A 17,877-nucleotide genomic window follows, 5' to 3' on the forward strand; every position below is an offset into this window, starting at 1 on the left:
TAACATTATCAACACGGGAAACAGGAATAGATAAAATGACAAATCCCGTTTTACAACAGCTGGTTGAGATGCGCGGCATAGAGACCCACTATGTTGATGCGTGGGGCAAACCTGCCACGATTTCAGAATCAAGCCAGACCAAATTACTTAATGCACTGGGTTACGACACCAGCAATGAAGCTGCTATAGAACAACAGCTTTCAGAAGAAGCCAGAAAAATCTGGCAGACTCCGCTCAACCCGGTACAGGTTTTACGCCAATCAGACACCGTTCCGTTTTCTGTACGGTTACCGATAGAGCTGGTAACCGATGAGTATACTGTAGCGCTCTCTTTTGAAGATGGACAGACATTCGTCCACACTTTTGCACCGGTTGACGAAACACTGGTAAATGTCGCCCAGCTGGAAGACGTGGAATATCACGAATACGCTGTCACACTGCCGGTTCAGGCGCCCACGGGGTATCATACACTGAGCTTATCGGTGGAAGGGGACGATGAACCGCTTTGCAGTATGCGGGTTATTATTGCACCTTCAGCCTGCTTCATCCCTGAATCCATTGCTGCCGGTAAAAAGATTTGGGGCCTGAGTGTGCAACTTTACTGTGTACGCAGTCAGAAAAACTGGGGTATGGGCGACTTCTCAGATCTGGCTTTATTAACCGAAAAGGCCGCTGCCACCGGAGCAGAGTTTATCGGGTTGAACCCTATTCATGCGCTGTATCCGGCGAACCCTGATGCCTGCAGCCCTTACGGACCGTCTTCACGTCGCTGGCTGAATTATTTATACCTCGATGTGACAGCCATGCCCTGTTTTGACGACGCCAGTGTGCAGACCATTGTGAATGATGCGGCTTTTCAGGAAAAACTTGCAGCAGCAAGAGCGGCTGACCTGGTTGACTATGCTGCCGTTGCGTCACTTAAACTGCCTGCACTCTCCGCATTGTTCGACGTGTACTACAACAAGTACCTGACTAAAAATACAAAACAGAACAAAGCATTTAAAGCGTTCGTGGAAGCCGGTGGTGAAAGCCTTGATATGCTGGCGGTGTACGATACGTTGCAGGAAAAGCTGGCTGAAGAAGGTAAGCCTTCCTGGGGCTGGCCGGTATTTCCTGAGGAATTCCGTGAATACCACAAAACTGATGTAGCGGTATTCAGAGATCAGAATAAAAAGCGGGTTTCTTTTTACCTGTTCCTGCAATGGCAGGCTGCGTTGCAATTACAGGCCGCCAGTGATGTGGCAACTAATGCCGGCATGGCTATCGGTTTATACCGTGATCTCGCCGTAGGTGTCAGTGAAGGCAGTGCAGAAATCTGGGGTAACAAAGACTTGTACTGTACCGGTGCCTCTGTGGGGGCGCCGCCGGATATTTTAGGGCCACTCGGACAAAACTGGGGGCTGCCGCCTATGGACCCTTACAAGCTTTACGAACAGGCCTATCAGCCAATCATAGACTTGTTTGCTTCCAACATGGCCGGTTCCGGTGCTTTGCGTATTGACCATGTTATGGCACTGCTTCGTCTGTGGTGGGTGACTAAAGGTGACCATGCAAAAGACGGTGGTTACGTTTATTATCCTGTCGATGATCTGCTGGCCATTCTGGCACTGGAAAGCCACCGGAATCAGAGCCTCGTGATTGGTGAAGATTTGGGTACAGTACCGGAAGAAATCCGTGAAAAACTGGCGGATAACGGTGTCCATTCGTACCGTGTATTCTTCTTTGAGCAGGCTAAAGACGGCGGCTTTTATTCACCGGCCCATTACCCCGTGCAATCTATGTCGACACTGACAACCCACGATATGCCAACTTTGACCGGCTTCTGGCATTGCCTGGATCTTGAGCTGGGTAAAGAGCTTGGTTTGTATCCTACTGATGAAATATTGTCTGTGTTGTATCACGACAGGCATAAGAATAAACAGGCGATACTGGATACCTTGCACGGTCACCATTCCATCAGTGACAACATTAGTCGTGATGTGAATGTGACGGGAATGACTACAGAACTTAACCGCGGTATGCAATTGCATATGGCGGCAGGTTCCAGTGCGTTACTCAGTCTGCAACTTGAAGACTGGTTGGAAATGGATAAGCCTGTTAATGTACCGGGTACGTTTAACGAATATCCTAACTGGCGCAGGAAGTTATCTCAGCCTTTAGAGACTATTTTTGAAAATCAGGACATCACTAACCTGGCTGCTAAGCTGACCGCTGTCAGAAAGCAGGCCAGCACAGATTAGGGATGTTCTGCAGTCTGCCGTATTGTGCGGCAGACTTTGCAGGAGTAACAAATGGTAGTAGAGCAGCAACTGGCACAAGCGCGGTGCAGTCAGCCTTTTTCCGTACTTGGTAATCAGCAAAGCGAAGATGGCGTAACGGTTACCGCCTATATCCCGGAAGCCAAAACAGTGTCAGTCCGCTGTTTAAAAACCCGCAAAGAAATCATCAAACTCAAAAAACAGGGCGACTCAGCTCTGTTTTCTGCATTATCAAAAAAGTTAAAGCCTGCGCAGCGTTACGAACTGCAGGTGACAACGGCAGACAGCGAATACAGCTTCACCGACCCTTACCAGTTCCGTGAAGAAGCATTTCATGCTGTGCACTTTATCGACCATCAGCCTGAAAATCTTTACCGGCAGGGCGGGGCACAACTGCTAACCACAGATGGCATTACCGGAACACGTTTTGCTGTTTATGCCCCTAACGCATCTGCGGTTTCCGTCATCGGTGATTTTAACCGCTGGGATGGCCGTACTCATCCCATGCAACAAACTGACATGGGCTACTGGGTACTCTTCATTCCGGGACTCGTTGCCGGCGAGCGCTATAAATATCAGTTAAAAGATGCCTGGGGTAACGATTTACCTCACAAGGCTGACCCGTTAGGCTTTGCTGCTGAGCAGTATCCATCTCACGCTTCAAAAGTGTTCGATCACAATGCCTATGAGTGGAATGACAGTGCCTGGATGGAGAAGCGGCAGGCAGACAAATACGCAAACCCCATGAGCGTATATGAAGTGCATCCGGGTTCATGGCGCCGGCCTTCTGAAGAGAGCGGGAAACGCTATCTCAGTTATCATGAACTGGCAGATTCGCTGATCCCCTACGTGAAAGAGATGGGGTATACCCATATAGAATTGTTACCCGTATCAGAGTTTCCTTTCGACGGTTCCTGGGGGTATCAGCCGGTGGGGCTTTACGCACCGACAAGCCGCTTCGGTTCACCTGATGATTTTAAATACTTTGTTGATCAGTGCCACCAGGCAGATATCGGCATCATCATTGACTGGGTACCGGCGCACTTCCCGGAAGATGCCCATGGCCTTGCGCGGTTCGATGGCAGCCATGTGTACGAATATGACGATCCCCGCCGTGGCTGGCATCCGGACTGGAATTCATGCATTTACGATTTCGGTAAAGATACTGTTCGCCAGTTTCTGGTTGCCAACGCACTTTTCTGGTTGGATAAATTTCACATTGACGGCTTGCGGGTGGATGCAGTGGCGTCCATGTTGTACCTGGATTATTCCCGTAATGAAGGGGAGTGGATCCCCAACGTGCACGGGGGCAATGAAAACTACGAAGCCATCAGTCTGCTGAAATGGATGAATGAAGAGGTTTACTGGCACTTCCCGGGTGCAATGACTATTGCTGAGGAGTCCACTTCATTCCCGGGTGTATCCAGACCGGTGAGCGAAGGCGGTCTCGGATTCGGCTTTAAGTGGAATATGGGCTGGATGCACGATTCATTGCATTACATCAGTAAAGATCCGGCGTATCGCCGCTATCATCACGGAGAAATCACCTTTTCCATGGTGTATGCCTTCGATGAAAACTTTGTATTGCCGATTTCCCACGATGAAGTCGTACACGGAAAAGGCAGTCTGATTGGTAAAATGCCGGGAGATGAATGGCAGCAGGCGGCAAACCTGCGTTGCTATGCCGGTTTCATGTATGGTCATCCGGGCAAAAAACTGAATTTCATGGGTAATGAAATTGCCCAGTCAAGGGAATGGAATCACGATGGTGAGCTTGACTGGTGGTTGCTGGAGTTCGACAAGCATAAAGGCATGCAGGCACTTTACCGTAAGCTTAACCATCTGTACCGGACTATGCCTGCACTGTATGAGCAGGATCACAATTATGAAGGTTTCAGCTGGATAGACCATAATTATGCTGAACTAAGTATGTTGTCCTTCGTAAGAAAAGCCAAAGACGACAAGCAAAAAGTCTATGTGGTGAATAACTTTACGCCTTCTCCCCGTGAGAAGTTCCGCATTGGCGTGGAAGACCCGGGCACTTACTCACTGGTACTGAATACCGACAGCGGTGAGTTCTGGGGCAGTGATTACCCTGCACCTGAAATTGTTACTGCTGACGCGGTGGAATGGAACAATCAGCCGTATTCTATTGAAATCACTTTACCGCCACTGGCAACACTTTACTGGGTTTATGAATAACAGGAGAACCGGCAAAGGTGAAGCAAGACTCACTTGTAAACTATAACGTTAAGGCTGGCGTGCCGTATCCGCCGGGGGCGACTGTCACCGGCGACGGCTGCAATTTTGCTGTTGAATCGCCGGACGCCAGAGCTGTCGTGCTGTGCCTTTTCCAAAGTGATACAGAGGAACCGGTTGCAGAGATTGTGATGCCGGCCAAAACCGGTTCAGTCTGGCATTGCGAAGTGGAAGGTGCCGGCGAGAATCAGCATTACGCATACAGGGTGGAGCGAGGTGAAGAATCCCTTCACCATGTGCCGACAGACAAACTGTTAATCGACCCTTACGCGCATAAACTCAGCCGGCCACTGCACTGGAATGCCAGACACTATGAACATGACTCACAATTTATGGTGCCGAAATGTGTCGTGGTGCGTCATGATAATCATGACCGGCCGCCGAAACCTGCCTTTCAGCCCCATCAGCGGATTATTTACGAAGCCCATGTGAAAGGGCTGACTATGCTGCACCCGGCTGTGCCCGGCGAGGACAAAGGTAAATATACAGGGGCGGCCCATCCGGATGTCATAAAACATCTGGTTGATCTCGGTGTGACCACGGTACAGTTTATGCCTTTGTCAGCGTTCATGCCGGAACCTTACATTACAGAAAAAGGCATGACCAACTACTGGGGTTACAATCCGGTAAACTACTTTGCACCTGAACCCCGGTACGGAAAAGCGGATGCTGTCCGTGAACTGAAAGCCATGGTGGATGCCTATCATGAAGCCGGCCTGGAAGTCATCATTGATGTGGTCTACAACCATACCGCTGAGGGCGGAGATGGCGGACCGGTATTGTCTTTCAAAGGCTTCTTTCCCCATCAGGCTTATTTGTATGAGCAAACCAAAACCGGTGAGATTGTTTACAGCAATCACTCAGGATGCGGAAATACAGTAAATACTGCCAGTCCGGTCATGACGACAATGATTATGGATGCCATGCGTTACTGGGTTGAGGTTATCGGCGTTGACGGATTCCGTTTCGATCTCGCCGTGTGTCTGGGCAGAGATCCGCAACAATTTTCGCCTCACTCCGGTTTGCTTAAGTCAATTTCGCAGGACCCGGTGCTGAAACAGGCTTTGCTGGTGGCGGAACCCTGGGATATTGGTCCGGGCGGTTATCAGTTAGGCGCTTTTGCGTATCCGTGGCTGGAAGTGAACGACCGTTACCGTGACACCTTAAGAGCATTCTGGCGGGGTGATCACGCTATCACCGCGGAGTTTGCAACGCGGCTGATGGGGTCACGGGATATTTTCCATAAGGGATTCCGGCCTGTTTATACATCGGTAAACAATGTGACCTACCATGACGGCTTTACCCTTCACGATTTGGTGAGCTACACCGAACGCCACAATGAGGCGAATGGTGAAAATAACCGCGACGGGCATGGTCACAATTTATCAGCCAATTATGGTGTGGAAGGACCCACTCAGGACGAGAAAATTCTCCAGCTTCGTGAGCGTCAGAAACGAAATATGTTTTTGTCGATGATGCTGTCACAGGGGATCCCTCATGTTCTGGGCGGTGATGAGCTGAGTAAAACCCAGAACGGAAACAACAACGCCTATTGTCAGGACAATTCCCTTAACTGGTATGACTGGGAGCTGAATAAACGGGAGTCTGATTTTCTGCATTTCTGTCAGCACGTGATTCAACTGCGTCGTAGCAGCGAGTTGCTGAGTCATTTACTGCTCGACGACGATTTATTTCAGCTTGATACGAATGTAGCGGTGATCCGCTGGTATAAACCTGACGGACAGGATAAAGAATCAGAAGACTGGCAGTCACCGGACAGTCAGTCATTCGGCGTTGAAATCCGCGGTACAACCAAAGATGAAAACGACCCTGAACACTGGTTCCTGTGTTTTAATGCCAGCCTGCAGGACAAGCGTTTTAATCTGCCCGGGATCTCGCCTCAGTGTGCCTGGCAACTGATGGTCGATACCCGGTACGGTTCTTTACCGGAACAACCGGATATTTGTATTCAGAGAGTGTTTTTGCAGGCGGGCAGAAGCGTAGCCGTGTTTAAACAAAGCCAGATAGTGCCGTAAAGGGTTTACTGCTGCACGGCAAGTAAGCAATCAGTCATGATTTGAGCATAATTCGCAGAAAATCAGTCATAAGTTAGTGTTCGCACTATTATCGGGTGGTATGATCCGCAGCCATCTGTAACTTGAGGTGACACCCAATGCAAAAAGAAGATGGAAAGCACACTGAAACTAAGTGTGATATCGGTTTTATTGGTTTAGGCGTAATGGGCGCCAACCTGACGCTTAACCTGGTCGATCATGGTTATCGCGTAGCCTGTTTCGACCTTGATCAAACCAAAGTCGATGCAATTATTGCTAAAGATGCTGAAGAGCGTGGCGACGCGGCTGCCCGTGTAGAAGGCTGCAGCTCATACACCGAATTACTCAGCAAATTGAAGTCACCTCACATGGTTATTCTGTCGGTGCCTGCCGGCGAACCTGTCGACCATGTTTGTTCTCACCTGATTGACGCCGGCATCCAGGCCGATGACATTGTTGTGGATACCGGAAACAGCTTGTGGACGGATTCTGTCGAACGGGAAGAAAAGTACAAAAGTAAGTTTATCTTCTTCTCTACTGCGGTTTCCGGCGGTGAAGTGGGCGCACGTTTCGGCCCTTCTCTGATGCCTTCAGGCAACCCGTATGCGTGGACACGCCTTGAGCCGGTATTGAAAGCTATTGCAGCAAAAGTCGATGCTGAGACAGGTCTGCCGATTGAATCTTTCACCCCGGGTAAGCCGGTGCTGGAAGGGGAAGCCTGTGCCACGTACATTGGTCCTGTGGGTGCCGGTCACTACGTTAAAATGGTGCATAACGGTATTGAGTATGCCGACATGCAACTTATCTGCGAAACCTATCAGGTCATGCGTACCGCTTTACACATGTCTGCTGCTGAGATTGCAGAGGTTTTCCGTCGCTGGAATAAAGGCAAGCTGAACAGTTACCTTATGGAAATCAGTGCAGAAGTGCTGGAGCAGCTGGATCCTGAAACCGGTGTACCACTGGTAGATGTCATTCTTGATAAGGCTGGTCAGAAAGGCACGGGTCTCTGGACCGCCGTCAGCGCGCTGCAAGTGGGAAGTCCTGCCCAGACGATTACTTCTGCGGTATTTGCCCGCAGTCTGTCCAGTCTCAAAGACGAGCGTGTCGCAGCCAGCAAAGTTCTGCAGGGACCGGAAGTCAAAGTCCTTTCTGACGAAGAGAAGTTTGCGGCTATCGACAAGCTGGAATATGCGCTTTATTGCTCAAAGATTTGTGCATACGCGCAGGGTTTCCAGTTGATGGCTGTTGCTTCTAAAGAGCACGGTTGGGAACTGGACTTCGGTGGTATTGCGAAAATCTGGCGTGCCGGCTGTATTATCCGTGCGGTATTCCTGCAATCTATTTCCAAAGCCTACGAAAACAACGAAGATCTGGCGAACCTGCTGCTTGATCCTTTCTTTGCTGATCAAATCACCCAATATCAGTCTGACTGGCGGGAATCACTGGCACAGGCTGCTCTGGCAGGTATTCCCTGTCCGGCAATGATGTCAGCGTTAAGTTATTACGATTCTTACCGCACCGCAGTACTGCCAGCCAACCTGCTTCAGGGCCAGCGTGACTACTTTGGCGCACACACGTATCAGCGTGTAGATAAACCGTCGGGTAAGAAGTTTCACCTTGACTGGAGTGATCCGGCGCGTCCTCAGATTGCTATCAAAAAGTAATCGTGTAAACGAACACAGGAGCAAACATGGCTGTCGATAAAGACTGGAAAGCAACGCTGTCACCTGACGAATATCGTGTCACCCGTCAGGCTGGTACAGAGCGTCCTTACACCGGTGTATTACTGGACGAGAAGCGTCCGGGAACCTATATATGCAAGTGTTGCGGTGCGCCGCTTTTCAGTTCGGATGCTAAGTTTGATTCTGGTTGTGGCTGGCCTTCATTTGATCAGCAAACAAATGACGGTAATGTGTTGTACCGTGAAGACAATAGTCACGGCATGCGCAGAACGGAAATTATCTGTAAATCCTGTGACGCCCATCTGGGCCATGTTTTCCCTGACGGACCCACAGAGACCGGCCAGCGGTATTGTGTAAATTCGTTATCACTGAATTTGAAAACTGCTGAGGATGAAGTCGTCCGCGGCTGACATGTTCACTTCTGGTTAAAAAATAAACACCGCTTTATTGTAAAGCGGTGTTTTTGTTTGTGACTTCGTCATAACGGGTGGAAATACTGAAATTTCCTGTGAAAGTGACTTACAGGATCCGTTGAAAAAAGCGACCCCGGTAAATGCTGAAGTCTGACGGTTACAGTTTGGTAAGCCCAAGCGCCTTTGCATCGAATTCACCGTCTTCCAGTGCGCCGGTTATTTCATCTGCTACGTTATTCATCAGTGACGCCGGTAACTGAAACTTTGTTGCCATTGCTTCCAGTTGATGCGTATTGATTGAGTCGGAGTAGTGACTGGCGACTTTTGACCAGATCCAGGCAAGTTTGTACTTCTTCTGTTCCATGCTGATGGTTGTCAGCGTATGAAATACAGAGACATCCACATTTTCATCATCTTTGTAAAGACTCAACGCGCGGTACAGGGTGTCTCGGGTGCGGTTCATGTCATCTTGCGCCTGTATTGACGCCAGGGCGATCAGTTGTTCCGGCGTGTTAAGGTGACCGGCACTGGCAGCAGACATAAACCGTTTCAATGCGTCTTCATCACCGGAACGGGACCAGTGATACCAGGCGAGAAGGGGCTCACTGCTATTGCGGGTTTTACGGTTGAGACGATCGAGTTCTTTGCGTGCTGTCAGCACACCTTTCATCCGGTCTGCTTCTTTGTCCCGGTATTTTTTGTGGGTCAGGCCGGAGGCGTTAACAATACAACGCTGGTAGTCTTCAAACATCAGCATCAGGCGATAAATGTCTTCACCTTCACCGTCGTCAGGGTGGCGGTAGCGTTGCTTGATAATTTCTGCTTTTTCCCCGCGGCACCATTCATCGCTGTTGAGATCGTTACACATTTGCGGATTATCCTGACAAATTGTGGCGACTTTAGGCGCAAACATATCACCGCAACCGGGCAATACCACTGTCCCAATCAGTAACGGCAGGCACTTCGCCAGTTGTGTTGGAAAATTACTAAAGGATCGGGGTGTTTGTAGCTTAAATGATGAAATACTGAAAATTTTCAACAGTTTGGTCTTCCTTGATGGTTTTCTTAGAATAAGTCCGTTCCACGCAGACAACGACTTTTACACCTTAGTGTACCCTACAATTATGAAGCTTTCTGCGTGGACTGTCCGGTTAATTTCAAATGGTTAAGGCAAAGGCATGAATCAACAGTTTGAACAGGAATTGCAAAGTAGCTGGCAGGAACGTCAGGAATACGCGGAAATGATGATGCCGCTCATCGGTAAGCTCTACAGAAATCATTCAGTAGAAGTGTCTGTGTATGGCCGTTCGTTACTGGGTGCCAGTGTCATCGATATCGTTAAAGCACACCGCAAAGTGCGTTTACATGAAGGCATTAAACTGCGTTTACGGGAGAGCTTTCCTGTACTTGAAGCGTTAACAGCAATGCCCCTCGCACCGGCACAAATTGATATTGGTAAACTGGCTTTTGATTTCCATTATGGTAGTGCCGTCGATCAGACCGATTTGAATGCTTATTTGCAGGAAAAGCTGGCTGATGTAGCCGGTAAAGACGATGAGCAGACGCCTCAGGATGTGGTACTTTACGGCTTTGGCCGTATCGGCCGCTTACTTGCCCGTCTGCTGATAGAAAGACAGGGTAAAGCGAACAAGTTGCGCTTGCGTGCAATTGTTGTGCGCGGCGGCAAAGACGGCGACCTGGAAAAGCGCGCAAGCTTACTTCGTCGTGATTCGGTACATGGTCCGTTCAATGGCAGTATCACAATTGATCACGAGCGCCAGGCCATTAAAGCTAATGGTTCTTTTATTCAAATCATCTATGCAAACAGCCCGGATGAAGTGGACTACACCAAATACGGTATCGATAATGCTATCGTCGTTGACAATACCGGCATGTGGCGCGACCGCGACGGTCTGGGTCTGCATCTTAAAGCCAAAGGTGCTGCGAAGGCATTACTGACTGCTCCGGGTAAAGGTGACATTAAAAACATCGTTCACGGCGTTAATCATGAAGACATTCTGGCAGAAGACACAATCCTGTCAGCCGCCAGTTGTACAACGAATGCAATCACGCCTGTGCTGAAAGCGCTGGATGAAGAGTATGGTATTGATTCCGGTCACGTGGAAACCGTACACAGTTTTACCAACGACCAGAACCTCATTGATAACTACCACAAAGCTGACCGTCGTGGCCGCAGTGCACCGCTTAATATGGTTATCACTGAAACCGGCGCTGCGAAAGCAGTAGCAAAAGCCTATCCTAAACTGGCCGGAAAGCTGACTGGTAACGCGATTCGTGTGCCTACACCAAACGTGTCTATGGCTATTCTGAACCTTAACCTGAAAACTTCCACCGAGAAGCTGGCGGTGAATGAGTTCCTGCGGGATACGGCTCTGTTCTCATCGCTGCAGCATCAGATTGACTATACGGCCAGTAAAGAAATCGTTTCAACTGACCTGGTGGGTTCACGTGCTGCGAGTGTGGTGGATTCACAGGCAACAATCGTCGCTGATAACCGTCTGACGCTGTATGTGTGGTATGACAATGAATTCGGATACAGCTGCCAGGTGATGCGTGTAGTGCGCGACATGGCCGGGATCACTTTCCCAACGTTACCTGCATAATTGTTAGCGCAGGCGTTATTACCGGTATCGCTTCGGCGTTACCGGTTTTTTTGTCTGCAGAAATGTAAACCTTCGTGCTGTTCATTTCCCGGGCATAACCACCGGACGGATGTGTTAAACATGGTATTTACATTCCCGACTATGCTAAATTAGCGGCAAAAATAGAAGGACACGACAGATCCATGCATATCTCAGCACAGTTTGACAGCGGAAATATCCGTGTCATCGAAGCCACCTCTCCGCAAAAAATCGTTCTTGGCATCAACAAAGACAATCAGTCGGATTTTTATCAGTGGTTCCATTTCCGTTTATTCGGGGAAGTATTCGAAACCCATCACATCACGCTCACTGATTTGGCTAAATCTGCGTATCCCGATGGCTGGAAAGATTACAATGTACTGGCTTCTTATGACCGCCAGAACTGGTTTCGCGTAGACAGCGAATTTGACGGTGATAATCTATCATTCAGCTTCACACCGGAACAGCCAGCCGTCTATTTTGCCTATTTCATCCCTTACAGCTATGAACGGCATCTGGATCTGGTTCACGATGCACAAATGTCTCTGCGCTGTGAACACCGCTTGTTAGGCGAAACGCTGGATGGTCGTGACATTAACCTGTTAGTTATCGGTGACGAAGAGCCGGCTAAAAAGAAAATCTGGATCACAGCCAGACAACACCCCGGCGAAACCATGGCCGAATGGTGTGCAGAAGGACTGCTTTATCGCCTGCTGGATGAACAGGACGGTCTGTCCAGACAATTACTGGACGATGCTGTTTTCTATATTGTGCCGAACATGAATCCGGATGGCGCTGCACGGGGCCATTTGCGTACGAACGCGGCGGGTACTAACCTGAACCGTGAGTGGGCTGAGCCCAGCGCAGAGAAAAGCCCGGAAGTCTTGCATGTGTTAAATGCCATGACAGACACCGGTGTAGACATGTATCTTGATATTCACGGTGACGAAGCATTACCGTACAATTTTGTCGCAGGCAGCGAGGGGATCCCTTGTTATTCTGCACGCCTGAAAGATCTGGAGGACACGTTTAAAGCAGCATTACTGTCTGCTACGCCGGAATTTCAGGACGAATATGGCTATCCAAAAGACAAGCCGGGTGAAGCAAACCTGACCGTGGCATCCAATGCTGTTGGTCAGAAATTTGATTGCCTTGCCTACACGCTGGAAATGCCGTTCAAAGATAATAATAATTTACCTGATCCTGTGTATGGATGGTCAGTGCAACGCTGCCGCCAGCTGGGAGAAGACCTTTTGATTGCCGTGCGTGCGGTAGTGTCAAAACTACGATAATAAAAACACGCAAAATAACAACAAAGTATTGAGGGGAACTCGTCTTGGAAGGCTTGTATAATTTTCTTGTGTCATTAGATGGCATGCTCGGGGGAGCACCTTGGTTCCCCTTCGTTCTGCTGGGTGTCGGTTTGTTCTTTACCGTGTACCTTAAATTTCCGCAAATCCGCTTCTTTAAGCATGCCTGGCTGGTCGTCACCGGCAAGTATGATAAAGAAGGCGAGGAAGGGGATACCACTCACTTCCGCGCGTTAACCACTGCACTTTCCGGCACAGTGGGTACAGGTAATATCAGTGGTGTTGCTTTCGCAATCTTTCTTGGCGGTCCTGCGGCGTTATTCTGGATGTGGGCAACAGCCTTTCTGGGTATGACCACTAAATTTGTAGAAGTGACACTTTCCCACAAGTACCGTGTGAAAACGGAAGACGGGACCATGGCCGGTGGTCCCATGTATTACATGGACCGTCGTCTGAACATGAAATGGTTAGCCGTAGCCTTTGCTATTGCGACGGTAATCAGTTCATTCGGTACCGGAAACCTGCCACAAAGTAATGGTATCGCACAGAGTATCGAAGCCACTTTCGGTATTGATCCGGTTATCGTCGGTAGCGTGCTGGGTATCCTGCTGGCACTGGTTATCTTAGGCGGTATTCAACGTATTGCAGCATTTACAGCCAGAATTGTTCCCATTATGGCGATGGTGTATCTGATTGGTGCGCTGGCGGTAATTTTTGCTAACCTGGAAAATATCGGGCCGTCATTCGCTGCTGTTATCGGAGATGCATTTACCGGTTCCGCTGCTGCAGGCGGATTCCTTGGTGCATCACTGGCTTATGCATTTAACCGTGGTGTAAACCGGGGACTGTTCTCTAACGAAGCTGGTCAGGGTTCAGCACCAATTGCTCACGCCGCTGCGAAAACCAGTGAACCGGCATCTGAGGGCATGGTATCTCTGCTTGAACCTTTCATCGACACCATTTTGATTTGTACAGTAACCGGTCTGGTTATCCTGTCTTCAGGTGTATGGAAAGAAAAGCATGAAAACGTGTTTGACCGCGCAGATATGTATTTCGTACAGGGCGTCTATTCTGATGAACAGCCGCAGGATCGTGAAGCACTTTACAAATACTTAAACGGTGTCGACGGCAGTGGCGTTGAGGCTTATACCGGCCCGGTTTCAGTGGTTAACGGTACGGCAGTCAGTGAGGGCTTCACCCTGATTAACTCCCGTTCTATTGCGGAAGACGTAACCTATTCACTGGGTGACGACGACGCTTACACCGGCACGCTGCAAATTAAGAATGGTAAACCGGTTAAAGACAACCTGGAAGTGCAGGGCAAGTCGCTGGTGCATTCTGCCGCACTGACTACCATTGCTTTCACCCGTGGGTATTTCGGTGACTACGGGCAGTACATTGTATCTATTGGTCTGATGTTATTCGCTTTCTCCACCGCTATTGCCTGGTCGTATTACGGTGACAGGGCAATGACCTATTTGTTAGGTCCCCGTTCTGTTATGCCTTACCGGGTGATTTACGTGGCTGGTTTTATCTGGGCTTCGTTTTCAGATACCACGCTGGTGTGGGCTTTATCGGCGGTCGCAATAGTTGTTATGACACTGCCTAACCTGTTTGGTATTATGATGCTGAGCAAGGAAATGAAGCAGACGGTGAACGAGTACTGGGCCAAAGTCCGGGACGATAAGTAAACCGTCAGCGTATTCCGGCTGACACTTATGTCAGCCGTCGAATTGAAAAGGACACATTGGTGTCCTTTTTTGTATAAGCGGGCCACACGCAGGGTTCCGCAATGAAACTTATTTAAATACCAGTAAAACAGTCCGGGAGCAATAATGGCATTAACAGATTGTCCGTCATGTAATAAAAAAATATCCGATAAGTCTGAAGAGTGCCCCCATTGCCAGTTCAGAGTGGGTGATGCTTCAGCTGAAGATGTGTTGAGAAAGCAGAGTTTGCAGCGCTACAAGAAAAAACAAAGTATACAAAATCAGTCACTGCTGGCAGTGCTGTTGTTTGTTGCCGGATTCGGCTTTATGTACTGGGGCGGCACAAAGCCCGGTGATATTCAGCATAACCTGGCGATTTTAGCCGCTGTGGCCGGCTTTATGTGGTATGTTGTGAACCGTGTCAGATTAGTCATTATTAAACGTTTTTCCTCATGAATATAGATGCATTACTTGCCGCTATGACGCCCGATGTGTACGCACGTCTGCGTCAGGCAGTTGAAACCGGCAAATGGCCTGATGGCACTGTACTGTCTGAAGAGCAGCGGGACAGTTGCATGCAGGCGGTATTGTTGTACCAGTCCAAAATCGAAAAATCCTCCGAGCACATGACAATAAATGCGCAGGGAGAGATCGTGCAAAAAAGTAAAAGAGAATTCCGTGATGCGTTGCAGGCGGAACAGGATGAAAACACCATAGCGCGGTTCAAACAGGATGATATTTAGTCGACTTTTTTCCCCGGCGCACACCAGTTCAGACCCGCAAAAACGACTTCAGGCCATTGCCGGATTATCGGTAAGTAAACCAGCAGAACGCTCGGCGTTGCATGAACTGGCTTTCAACGACAGCAACAGCGATGTGAGTCTGGCCGCACTGGAAAAACTGGATTCCTTTCCTCTGTGGATGAAAATGTCACAGACAGCCCGTGATGACAAAATCCGGCGCCGTGCGGTTGCACGGGTTGAATCCGCCATTATTGATGCTGACAGTGCTGATATTTCTACTGACGACCAGTATGAGTATGTGCTGAAGCAGGCCCCTGCTGAACTGGCACGCAAGTTAGTGGAATCTCCCCGCCGGGAAACCCTGACGGAGGCTCAGATTTTTGCGTTGCTGGAAAAAATCGGCCGCAGTGACTACACACGGGAATTCTTTGGAGCATTTGCATCTGTGTCGCTGCAAATGCGTATCGCAGAACAATGCGATGATGCAGTATTGCTGGGCCGTTTAATAAAAAAGGCGGACGATACGCAGGTACAAACGTTTATTCAGGATAAGCTGAGCGCCTTACAGGAAGCGGCAGAGAAGCCGGCCAGAACTGAGCAGGCTTATACGCTGGTGTTGTCAAAGCTGCAGGCAGTCACTGACCGTTTTGATTATGAAGATGTGGATGCACGTTTGCAGGCCTGTGCTGAAGATTTAGATGCGCTGTCAGCGGATTTACCCGTTCTCGCTGAAAATGTTGTTGCAACGATCACTGAAAAGCAAACCCGTTTACTTGCACGCGCGCAGCAACACCGCGATCGTCTGAAGGTCGACTGGGATGCGCAACAAGCAGAAAGGGCATTGCAGCAGGAGTGGTTGTTATTCAAGGCTGCATTGTCTGCAGCGGAAGAAAAGGTTGCCTGGCTGTTTAATGAGCGTTTGTCAGAAGCAACACTCTCTGATGTCGAATCTGTCAATGATGCGGTAAGGGAACTGGAAGGCAAAGCTGACAGCTTCGCACAGTTAAAGCCTGCCGGGGAACGACAGGCACTGGCAGATACAATTAATGACCTTGCCGGTAAACTGGATGCATTCTCAGCACAACAGCAGATCGCCATACGGCTCAATGCGGTGCTCAGTGATGCTGAACGTGCCGCTGCTGATGCCGGTGGCGCAGAAAACATTGACGATGAAGTGTGGCGTGCGCTGGCAGGCCGCTGGGCAGAACACAAAGACTTATTGTTCCCTGTAGCGGATGCGTTAAAGCAACGCTGGAGTGTACTGTCGAAAGCGAAGAAGCGTGAACAGACTCAGCGTCGTGTGGCTCAGAACAATACGCTGAAGCAGGTCCGGAGATTATCATCTGTAGTCAGTAATCTTATTGAAACCGGACGTTTCAGAGCTGCCATGACGCGGTTCACTGAACTTCAGACTTTATATGATGCACTCGATGAGAGCAACCGGCTCTCCGTTGAGCGCAAATACGGGCAGCTCACTGAAGAGATAGCCCGTCTTGAGGGCTGGCAAACATATCTGGCTGCGCCGCGCAAACCGGCCATGCTGGAAGAAGCACGACAGCTCGCTGCAACAGCTCCTGCTGATATTGCTGCCAGAGCGGCAGCTATCAAACAACTGCGTAAACAATGGCTGTCACTGGCAACCTCTCAGGATAAGGATGAAGCAGATATCGCCTTTGACGAAGCGCTGGAACAGGCTTTTGCGCCATGTCGTGCCCATTATGCTGAACAGGAACAGCAGCGACTCGCTGCGCAGCAAAAACGGGAAGGGTTGATCAGTGAGTTATCATCACTCACACCGGCTTGTGATGACCCCGCGTCACTGGCTAAACAGCTGGATAAATTGCGTCAGCGTTGGCGCGATGCCGGTGCTGTAGATAAACCCGTGTATGAGGCGCTTAAGAAACGTTGGGATACTGCGCTGGCGCCACTCAGTGACAGCGTCAATCAGTGGTTTAATGACAACCGTGTGCGCAAGCAGGCCATTATTGAACAAGCCCGATCTCTGGCGTCTCAGGAAGACAGTGCTTCTGTGTCTGAACAGGCTAAAGCACTGCAAGTGGAATGGAAAAATACCGGTCATGCCGGCAAGCGTCATGAAAGTCGTATGTGGCAAACCTTTAAGAGCATCAATGATGAGCTGTTCGCCCGGGTCAAAGAGCAGCGAAATGCCGTTGCAGAGGAAGAAAATGCACAGCTGAATACGCTGCTTGAACAGGTTAAAGTAGTTGGCAAATCAGTGAAACAACATCCGGAAGAAATGGATGCGGCACTGGTACCTGTAGTCGAAGCGATGCATACCCTTGACGCAAAGAAACAGGCGGTGGTGCAGCAGCGTATTGACCGGTTACGCAAAAACGCGCAGCAGCAGGTTCAGGAACAGGCGCTGGATGATCGTAAAACAGCCATGTTGTCATTACATGATGTGCTGAAAAGCTGGCTGGCGGATGATGCTTTACCGGTGGACAGTGATGCCTGGGTATCATTACCGAAAGCATGGCGTAATGCACTGACAGGTCAGTCTGCTGCAGATAAATCCCGCGACTGGTACACCCATGTGCTTGAGCTTAAATTAAATATTGATGCAGCACCGTCTTTGCAGGCGGAGCGTCGTGATGTGCAGCTTGCACTGATGACTGCGAAACTGGAAAAGGGCGATGATATCAGTTTCAGTGAGGCGCTTTGTGCATGGCTTGGTCACGGAAAACCCGGTGATGCTGAGTTCCGGCGGTTACTGCAAATTATTGGTCAGGTGCAGGAAAATGCCGTATTACTGAAAGAGGTCGTGTAGTGCAGGTGCAACTGGA

Annotated in this window: 12 protein-coding genes; 11 read left to right on the forward strand and 1 reads right to left on the reverse strand. The window is 49.5% G+C overall.

Annotated elements, in window-relative coordinates:
- The first annotated feature begins 35 nt into the window (after nt 1-35).
- From malQ to msrB, 5 genes are all read left to right on the forward strand, one after another.
- Nucleotides 36-2,240, forward strand: a complete 2,205-nt coding sequence (gene malQ, locus ACXAGC_RS17195; RefSeq protein WP_474845744.1) for a 4-alpha-glucanotransferase — start codon at nt 36-38, stop codon at nt 2,238-2,240.
- Nucleotides 2,241-2,291: 51 nt separating this feature from the next.
- Nucleotides 2,292-4,460, forward strand: coding sequence for a 1,4-alpha-glucan branching protein GlgB (glgB, locus tag ACXAGC_RS17200; protein ID WP_474845746.1), 2,169 nt, complete (start codon nt 2,292-2,294; stop codon nt 4,458-4,460).
- 17 nt (nt 4,461-4,477) lie between these two features.
- Entirely contained in the window at nt 4,478-6,553 is a 2,076-nt protein-coding gene (gene glgX, locus ACXAGC_RS17205) for a glycogen debranching protein GlgX (protein WP_474845748.1), read from the forward strand.
- Nucleotides 6,554-6,690: 137 nt separating this feature from the next.
- A complete protein-coding gene (gene gndA / locus ACXAGC_RS17210; RefSeq protein ID WP_474845750.1) occupies nt 6,691-8,238 on the forward strand; it encodes an NADP-dependent phosphogluconate dehydrogenase in 1,548 nt (515 codons plus the stop codon).
- A 26-nt stretch (nt 8,239-8,264) separates the two neighbouring features.
- Nucleotides 8,265-8,666, forward strand: a complete 402-nt coding sequence (gene msrB, locus ACXAGC_RS17215; RefSeq protein WP_303574270.1) for a peptide-methionine (R)-S-oxide reductase MsrB — start codon at nt 8,265-8,267, stop codon at nt 8,664-8,666.
- Between the two features lie 160 nt (nt 8,667-8,826).
- Here the strand turns inward: msrB and ACXAGC_RS17220 are convergent, their stop codons facing one another.
- On the reverse strand, nt 8,827-9,606 hold the full coding sequence (locus tag ACXAGC_RS17220; RefSeq protein WP_474845971.1) for a DUF2989 domain-containing protein: 780 nt from the start codon (nt 9,604-9,606) through the stop codon (nt 8,827-8,829).
- Nucleotides 9,607-9,847: 241 nt separating this feature from the next.
- Between ACXAGC_RS17220 and ACXAGC_RS17225 the strand changes: the two genes are divergently transcribed.
- The 6 genes from ACXAGC_RS17225 to ACXAGC_RS17250 all read left to right on the forward strand — a co-directional run bounded on the left by ACXAGC_RS17225 (nt 9,848) and on the right by ACXAGC_RS17250 (nt 17,861).
- Nucleotides 9,848-11,293 (forward strand): glyceraldehyde-3-phosphate dehydrogenase, encoded by a 1,446-nt coding sequence (locus ACXAGC_RS17225; protein ID WP_474845752.1) that lies wholly within the window; start codon nt 9,848-9,850, stop codon nt 11,291-11,293.
- A gap of 182 nt (nt 11,294-11,475) precedes the next feature.
- A complete protein-coding gene (locus tag ACXAGC_RS17230) occupies nt 11,476-12,603 on the forward strand; it encodes a M14 family metallopeptidase (protein ID WP_474845754.1) in 1,128 nt (375 codons plus the stop codon).
- 44 nt (nt 12,604-12,647) lie between these two features.
- A complete protein-coding gene (locus ACXAGC_RS17235; RefSeq protein WP_474845756.1) occupies nt 12,648-14,312 on the forward strand; it encodes an alanine/glycine:cation symporter family protein in 1,665 nt (554 codons plus the stop codon).
- 144 nt (nt 14,313-14,456) lie between these two features.
- Complete coding sequence (locus tag ACXAGC_RS17240; protein ID WP_119501104.1) at nt 14,457-14,786, forward strand: hypothetical protein; 330 nt, start codon at nt 14,457-14,459, stop codon at nt 14,784-14,786.
- The gene (locus ACXAGC_RS17245) at nt 14,783-15,073 is read left to right on the forward strand and encodes a YeaC family protein (RefSeq protein ID WP_119501105.1); all 291 of its coding nucleotides are present in this window, start codon (nt 14,783-14,785) and stop codon (nt 15,071-15,073) included. Before ACXAGC_RS17240 ends, ACXAGC_RS17245 begins: the two co-directional genes overlap by 4 nt.
- Nucleotides 15,063-17,861 carry a DUF349 domain-containing protein gene (locus tag ACXAGC_RS17250; protein ID WP_474845759.1) on the forward strand — a complete coding sequence of 933 codons (2,799 nt, stop codon included), beginning with the start codon at nt 15,063-15,065 and terminating at the stop codon, nt 17,859-17,861. Before ACXAGC_RS17245 ends, ACXAGC_RS17250 begins: the two co-directional genes overlap by 11 nt.
- The last annotated feature ends 16 nt before the right edge of the window (nt 17,862-17,877 follow it).

It is taken from the genome of Alteromonas sp. AWJ4_197, from assembly GCF_056160285.1.

What these genes read in the sequence shown, in the direction of transcription:
- malQ (WP_474845744.1), top strand. Translation starts at nt 36, where the DNA reads ATGACAAATCCCGTTTTACAACAGCTGGTTGAGATGCGCGGCATAGAG.
- glgB (WP_474845746.1), top strand. Translation starts at nt 2,292, where the DNA reads ATGGTAGTAGAGCAGCAACTGGCACAAGCGCGGTGCAGTCAGCCTTTT.
- gndA (WP_474845750.1), top strand. Translation starts at nt 6,691, where the DNA reads ATGCAAAAAGAAGATGGAAAGCACACTGAAACTAAGTGTGATATCGGT.
- msrB (WP_303574270.1), top strand. Translation starts at nt 8,265, where the DNA reads ATGGCTGTCGATAAAGACTGGAAAGCAACGCTGTCACCTGACGAATAT.
- ACXAGC_RS17225 (WP_474845752.1), top strand. Translation starts at nt 9,848, where the DNA reads ATGAATCAACAGTTTGAACAGGAATTGCAAAGTAGCTGGCAGGAACGT.
- ACXAGC_RS17230 (WP_474845754.1), top strand. Translation starts at nt 11,476, where the DNA reads ATGCATATCTCAGCACAGTTTGACAGCGGAAATATCCGTGTCATCGAA.
- ACXAGC_RS17240 (WP_119501104.1), top strand. Translation starts at nt 14,457, where the DNA reads ATGGCATTAACAGATTGTCCGTCATGTAATAAAAAAATATCCGATAAG.
- ACXAGC_RS17245 (WP_119501105.1), top strand. Translation starts at nt 14,783, where the DNA reads ATGAATATAGATGCATTACTTGCCGCTATGACGCCCGATGTGTACGCA.
- ACXAGC_RS17250 (WP_474845759.1), top strand. Translation starts at nt 15,063, where the DNA reads ATGATATTTAGTCGACTTTTTTCCCCGGCGCACACCAGTTCAGACCCG.